The 6274-nt window shown below is 68.4% G+C and carries 7 protein-coding genes; 5 read left to right on the forward strand and 2 right to left on the reverse strand.

The window, feature by feature from the left end; translation table 11 throughout:
* The first annotated feature begins 123 nt into the window (after window positions 1-123).
* On the forward strand, window positions 124-1068 hold the full coding sequence (locus tag G4D87_RS31565; protein ID WP_163786408.1) for a DUF808 domain-containing protein: 945 nt from the start codon (window positions 124-126) through the stop codon (window positions 1066-1068).
* Window positions 1069-1119: 51 nt separating this feature from the next.
* Here the strand turns inward: G4D87_RS31565 and G4D87_RS31570 are convergent, their stop codons facing one another.
* Window positions 1120-1932 (reverse strand): alpha/beta fold hydrolase, encoded by an 813-nt coding sequence (locus tag G4D87_RS31570; RefSeq protein ID WP_240358764.1) that lies wholly within the window; start codon window positions 1930-1932, stop codon window positions 1120-1122.
* Window positions 1933-2043: 111 nt separating this feature from the next.
* Between G4D87_RS31570 and hflK the strand changes: the two genes are divergently transcribed.
* Both hflK and hflC read left to right on the forward strand, forming a co-directional pair.
* Window positions 2044-3114: an FtsH protease activity modulator HflK gene (hflK, locus tag G4D87_RS31575; RefSeq protein ID WP_163786409.1), complete on the forward strand. Its 1071-nt coding sequence runs from the start codon at window positions 2044-2046 to the stop codon at window positions 3112-3114.
* Window positions 3111-4052, forward strand: coding sequence for a protease modulator HflC (hflC, locus tag G4D87_RS31580; protein WP_163786410.1), 942 nt, complete (start codon window positions 3111-3113; stop codon window positions 4050-4052). Before hflK ends, hflC begins: the two co-directional genes overlap by 4 nt.
* A 44-nt stretch (window positions 4053-4096) precedes the next feature.
* Here hflC and G4D87_RS31585 read toward each other — a convergent pair whose 3' ends face one another.
* Window positions 4097-4486, reverse strand: coding sequence for a DUF1304 domain-containing protein (locus G4D87_RS31585; protein ID WP_163786411.1), 390 nt, complete (start codon window positions 4484-4486; stop codon window positions 4097-4099).
* A gap of 89 nt (window positions 4487-4575) precedes the next feature.
* On the opposite strand from G4D87_RS31585, the gene G4D87_RS31590 reads away from it, so the two are divergent.
* Together G4D87_RS31590 and G4D87_RS31595 are read left to right on the forward strand one after the other, a co-directional pair.
* Window positions 4576-5181, forward strand: a complete 606-nt coding sequence (locus G4D87_RS31590; RefSeq protein WP_163786412.1) for a TetR/AcrR family transcriptional regulator — start codon at window positions 4576-4578, stop codon at window positions 5179-5181.
* Between the two features lie 184 nt (window positions 5182-5365).
* Window positions 5366-6244: an endonuclease/exonuclease/phosphatase family protein gene (locus G4D87_RS31595; protein ID WP_240358766.1), complete on the forward strand. Its 879-nt coding sequence runs from the start codon at window positions 5366-5368 to the stop codon at window positions 6242-6244.
* The last annotated feature ends 30 nt before the right edge of the window (window positions 6245-6274 follow it).

Consider the following 6274-nt stretch of genomic DNA (forward strand, 5'->3'; position numbering starts at 1 on the left):
GGGTGGGGGACAAGCGGGGGGACGCGGCTATCGAAGCCGCGTGGCCGCGCTTAATCCAGGCTATATCCAAGGTTCGGGGCGTCTTTCCGACGTCCCCGTGCCCTCTACACCAGGACGAATCTCGTGGCCGGAAGCAGCCTGCTGACCCTGATTGATGACATCGCCAGCCTGCTGGATGACATCGCGGTGATGACGAAGGTCGCGACCCGGAAGACGGCGGGCGTGCTCGGGGATGACCTCGCGCTCAACGCCCAGCAGGTCTCCGGCGTCAGGGCCGACCGCGAGCTGCCCGTCGTCTGGGCCGTCGCCAAGGGCTCGATGGTCAACAAGGCGATTCTGGTCCCCGCGGCCCTGGCCATCAGCGCGCTGGTGCCCTGGGCCATCACCCCGCTGCTGATGCTGGGCGGCGCCTTCCTGTGCTTCGAGGGCTTCGAGAAGGTGGCCCACAAGTTCCTGCACGGCAAGGAGGAGCAGGCGGCGGAGCAGCAGGAGCGCGTCAAGGCGGTGGCGGACCCGGCGGTGGACCTGGTCGCCATGGAGAAGGACAAGATCAAGGGCGCCATCCGCACCGACTTCATCCTGTCCGCCGAAATCGTCGTCATTTCGCTCGGGACGCTCACCGCCGCGTCCTTTGGAATGCAGGTCGCCGTGCTGTCCGGCATCGCCCTGCTCATGACGGTGGGCGTCTACGGTCTGGTCGCGGGCATCGTGAAGCTCGACGACGCGGGCCTCTACCTGATGAAGACGGAGGGCGGGTTCAAGCAAAGCCTGGGTCGGGGCATCCTGGCGACCGCGCCGTACTTGATGAAGGGGCTCGCCATCGTGGGAACGGCCGCCATGTTCATGGTGGGCGGCGGCATCCTCACGCACGGCATCGCGCCCCTGCATCACTTCATCGAGCACGCGAGCGCCGCGGCCGCGGCGGTGCCGGGCGTTGGCGGGCTGCTCGGCGCGCTCCTTCCGTCGCTGATGAACGCGGTGGCCGGCATCATCGCGGGTGGCCTCATCGTGCTGCTCGTGACGGGCGCCACGCGGGCCTTCCAGTCCGTGCGAGCCAAGCCGAGCTGAGCCAGGTTGTGCCCCTGCGTGCCCGGGTGTTCCGGGCACGCGGGCGGCGCTTCACGCGCGTCCGCTCCAGGCCTGGAGGTGGCGCAGGATGGCGGCGTTCACCTCCCGGGCATGCGTGATGGGCCCCATGTGGCCCACGCCCGGGAACACTTGCAGCTCCGCGCGAGGCAGCACCCGGGCCAGCGAGTCGAGCACCCGCCGTTCGAAGGTGGGCGTGCGCTCGCCGCCAAGCAGGAGCGTGGGGACGGCAATCGTCGCGTACGTCTCGCGCGTCGTCTTGTCCGACGCCAGGGAGGCGACCTCCTGGTAGACCTTCCAGCCCACCTTGCGGAAGGACTGCTGCGTCTCCGCGTTGAGCGCGTCCCACGCGCCGGGCCCGTTCCATCCCGACACGAACGCGGACAGCCAGGCCTCGCCGGTGCCTTCGAAGGTGGACGGCAGGTCGGGCGAACCTTCCCAGTCACTCGCTTCGAGCACGCCGAACGCCACGGGCTCGAAGACGGCCAGCGATTTCACCGCTTGAGGGCGTGACAGCGCGAGCTGCATCGCGAGGAAGCCGCCATACGAGTGGCCAACGAAGTGCGCCGGCTGCTCCAGTCGCGCCGCCAGGGCCTCCAGCGCCGCCAGGTCCTGGCGGAAGTGGAAGGGTGTTCCCGCGGGCCACTCGCTGGAGCCGCCGTAGCCCAACAGGTCCGGAATGACAGTCCTGTGGGTGGTGGCCAGCGTGTCGCCCAGCTTCCGCCACTGGCGGCCGGAGAAGCCGCCGCTGTGGACGAGGACCACCGGTTCTCCGGTGCCCACATCGCGATAGGCGAGCGTCTGCCCGTCCGCTTCCAACGTCTTCGTTGCCGTGTCGGTCATCATGTCGTTTCGCCCGCCGGGTCGAGGGCGTGAGCGCCAAGCATGGTACCCGGCTGGCTGGAATTCGCGTGGTTCCCCTTGCATGAAGCAGCCTGGACGGGGGAAGACGGACAGATGGCATGGGAACCTCGCGTCATGAACTCCGACCCACGTGGGCGGGATCCGTCAGAAGTCCTACGTGAGCTCCAGCGGCAGCTGGGGCCTGGGATGGGGCGCCGCCTCCTGTTCATTGTGCTCGGCCTGTTCCTGCTGGTGGGGTTGATGACCAGCTACGCCCAGGTGGAGCCGGACGAAGTGGGCGTCATCCTCCGGCTGGGGCGCTTCGTGGGCACGGTGGAGCCGGGCCCCCATTTCCGGATGCCCTTCTGGGTGGACCGCATCGTGAAAGTCCCGGTGCAGCGTCAGCTCAAGGCGGAGTTCGGCTTCCGCACGGAGTCCTCCCGCACGCGCGCGGGCTCCTCCTATGCGGCGGAGACCTCGGACATGAAGCGCGAGTCGCTCATGCTCACCGGTGACCTCAACGTCGCGGTGGTGGAGTGGATCGTCCAGTACAAGATCAAGGACCCGTACCAGTACCTCTTCAAGGTGAAGAACGTGGAGAGCATGCTCCGGGACATCTCCGAGGCCTCGATGCGGGCCGTCGTGGGAGACCACTCGGTGAACGAGGTCCTCACCACGGGCCGCCAGGCGGTGGCCACCCAGTCCAAGCTGCTGCTGCAGGACCTGGCGGACCGCTACGAGACGGGCGTGGACATCCAGCAGGTGGTCCTCCAGGACGTGAACCCGCCCGACCCGGTGAAGCCGTCCTTCAACGAGGTGAACCAGGCCATCCAGGAGAAGGAGCGCGTCATCAACGAGGCCTATGCCGAGCTGAACCGCGTCATTCCCCGCGCGAAGGGCGAGGCCGAGGAGGCGCTGCGCGGCGCCGAGGGCTACGCCATTGAGCGTGTGAACCGCGCCAAGGGTGAGGCGGACCGCTTCGCGCGCGTCTACGAGGAGTACCGCAAGGCCCCGGACGTCACCCGCCGCCGCATGTACCTGGAGACGGTGAGCCAGGTGCTCCGGAGCGCCGGACAGAAGGTCGTCCTGGATGAGTCCGTCAAGGGCCTCACGCCATTGTTGAACATGCAGGCGAACGACCCGGCGGTGTCCGGGAGCGCGAGCCAGACGGAGGTCCGCCGATGAGCCGCCTGGTCATTCCCCTCGGTGTATTGGCCGTCCTCGTCGTCGTGGTGGGCTTCTCCTCGACCTACACCCTGAGCGAGCACGAGCAGGCCGTCATCACCCGGTTCGGCGAGCCGAAGGGCGCGTCCGTCGTGGACCCGGGGCTCCACTTCAAGATGCCCTTCGTCGACACGGTGAACCGCTTCGACAAGCGGTGGTTGGACTGGCGCGGAGACCCGAACCAGATTCCCACCAAGGACAAGAAGTACATCTGGGTGGACACCTTCGGGCGCTGGCGCATCGTGGACCCGCTGCGCTTCTTCCAGCGCCTGCGGGACGAGCGCAACGCACAGTCCCGGCTCGACGACATCATCGACGGTGAGACGCGCAACACCATCGCGTCGTTCGCGCTGATTGAAGCGGTCCGCTCCACCAACCGTCCCTTCGAGGACGACGAGTACATCGCCGAGACGGAGCGGGGCGGCGAGTCGCTGGAGCAGGTCGCCCAGGGACGGGACAAGCTCACCCGCCAGATTCGCCTCCGGGCCGCGGAGATCGTCAAGGAGTTCGGCGTGGAGCTGGTCGACGTGCAGATTCGCCGCATCAACTACGTGGACGAGGTCCAGGTGAAGGTGTTCGAGCGGATGATCTCCGAGCGCAAGCGCATCGCCGAGCGCTCCCGTTCGGAGGGCATGGGCCGCGCGGCGGAGGTCCGGGGCCAGCGTGAGCGTGACTTGAAGGAGATCCGCTCGGCGGCCTACCGCAAGGCCCAGGACATCACCGGCGCGGCGGACGCCGAGGCGACGAAAATCTACGCGGAGGCCTTCGGCAGGGATCCGGAGTTCTACCAGTTCATGCGGACGCTGGAGGCCTACCCGGACGTCGTGGACGCCTCCACGTCACTGTTCCTGGGCAGCGAGTCCGAGTTCTACCGGTACCTGCGCAGCTCCAAGCCGTAGACGGGAACAGCGGGGCGTCAACGGCAGCCTGGCGCCTCGCCCGCTCATTCCCCCAGGCGAACCGCGATGAGCGCGATGGCCAGCAGGGGCAGGGCGCCCTGGACGATGCTGGCCTTGAGGAAGCGGCGGTTGCTGGACACCAGCACCAGGGCCGCCAGCGCCATGCATGCACAGCCGAACACCACGGCCGCCACGCCGGACGCGGCCGCGCTGGTGTGGACGAGCGCCACGCCCACCAGCACGCCCACCGCGAGGAACAGGTTGTAGAAGCCCTGGTTGAGCGCCATCGGCTTCACCACGTCCGCGTCCGCCTGTGACTTCAGCCCGAAGCGCCGCCACACCTTCGGCTGCGAGAAGACGATGCTCTCCATGACGAAGAACAGGACGTGGATGAGCGCGGCGACGACCGCGAAGACCTGTGCCAGCAGCGACATGATGACTCCCCTCCGGGATGCGGTATTCTGAACCAGTCAGTTTCGAATCATATTGAAACGGTCGGTTCAGAATTGTCAAGGAGGGTGACGTGGCGCGGACGCGTGCGTTCGACGAGACGGAGGCGGTGCGCAAGGCGCTGGGGGTGTTCTGGTCCCGAGGGTACGAGGCCACGTCCCTGTCGGACCTGGAGTCCACCACGGGGTTGAACCGCTCCAGCCTGTACCAGGCGTTCGAGAGCAAGCGGGGGCTGTTCTCCCGCGCGGTGGCGCTGTACCTCCAGGAGGTCATCACGCCCCGGCTGGCCGTCTTCGCCAAGGGCCCGGCGGGCCTGGCGCAGGTGACGGCGTACTTCGATTCGCTCGCGACGACGATGGGGACCGCGCCGCCGTCCCTGACGCGCCGGGGATGCCTGCTGGTCAACACGGCCACGGAGCTGGCCCCGCATGACGCCGAGGCTCATCGCGCGGTGGAGGACTACCGCGCGCTCTTGCAGGGACACCTGACCCGGGCCCTGGAGGCGGCGGCGCGGGCGGGTGTCATGCCCCGGAAGACGGTGGCCCGCCGGGTGGAGCTGCTGCTGGGCGCCGTCATCGGTGTGCTGGTCACCGCGCGGGTGGACCCCTTGGCCGCGGCGAAGCTCGCCCGAGCCGCCGCGAGCGAAGTGGAGGACTGGGCTCACCCAGACGGTGCGTGAGCGCCGCGGCGCGAGCACCGCATCCGGCCGCCTGGCAGGCCTGGGCCCTGAGGTGGCGGCGCAATCAAAGGCGTTCACTTCCTCCGTTGCTCTGCGGCCGTTGGAGGAAGCGGTGCGGTGTTGGCGCCGCGGTGGATGGAATCTCTGGGGCGCTGCTCCGTTCAGGTGCGCGATGCACCGGTCCTTGAAATGCAACGACGCACGCGCCGCGGAGGCGCCTGGCGACCTCCAGCGGCTGCGCATCGCGCCGCCGTGGGCGCTTCTCCTGCTTACGTTCCTGACGGGATGCCCGCTCGCGGAGAACTACTCCGATGAGGCCGGTCCCCGGTACAGCGGCGACCATCGGACGCCTGGCCCCGTCTCCACCGAGGCGCCCGCTTCCCTCACCGTGGTGACGTTCAACCTGGCCTTCTCCGAACAGGTCACCGAGGCCATCACCGCGCTCTCAAGAGCTCCGCTCGCGGGGGCGGATGTCATCGCGATGCAGGAGATGGACGCTGCGTCCGTGGACCGAATCGCACGTGAGCTGGGGCTGGCCTACGTCTACTACCCCGCCTCCGTGCAGGTGGACGACGACGACTTCGGCAACGCGCTGTTGAGCCGGTGGCCCATCATCGCGGACCGGAAGGTCCACCTTCCCCATGACGACCCGTACCATCAGCGCCGCCGCATCGCGGTCCTCGCGACGTTGGACGTCGGCGGGACGCGGGTTCAAACGGCCTCCGTGCACAACGCCACGCCCATCGTCGGGCTGGGAGGGCGGCTCGACCAGGCGGAGACCATCATCGACGCACTCGAAGGCACGGGGCCGGTGCAGGTCGTCGCCGGCGACTTCAATACCTCCGACCCGGGGAGCCTGAGGCAGATGGTGAAGCTGTTCTCCGAGCGGGGCTTCCAATGGGCCTCGGAGGGCGTGGGGGACACGGTGGACTCCGTGATTGGCGGCTTCCCGCTCGACTTCGTCTTCGCCCAGGGGCTCGCTCCGCTGGAGCGCGGCGTGGACCGGCGTCCCGCGGGGAGCGACCACCATCCCGTCTGGGTGAGGTTCGCATGGCCTCCGTGATGCGAGGCTTCGGCACACGGGCGCTCTGGG

Source organism: Myxococcus vastator (assembly GCF_010894475.1).
In the GTDB taxonomy this organism is placed as follows: Bacteria; Myxococcota; Myxococcia; order Myxococcales; family Myxococcaceae; genus Myxococcus; species Myxococcus vastator.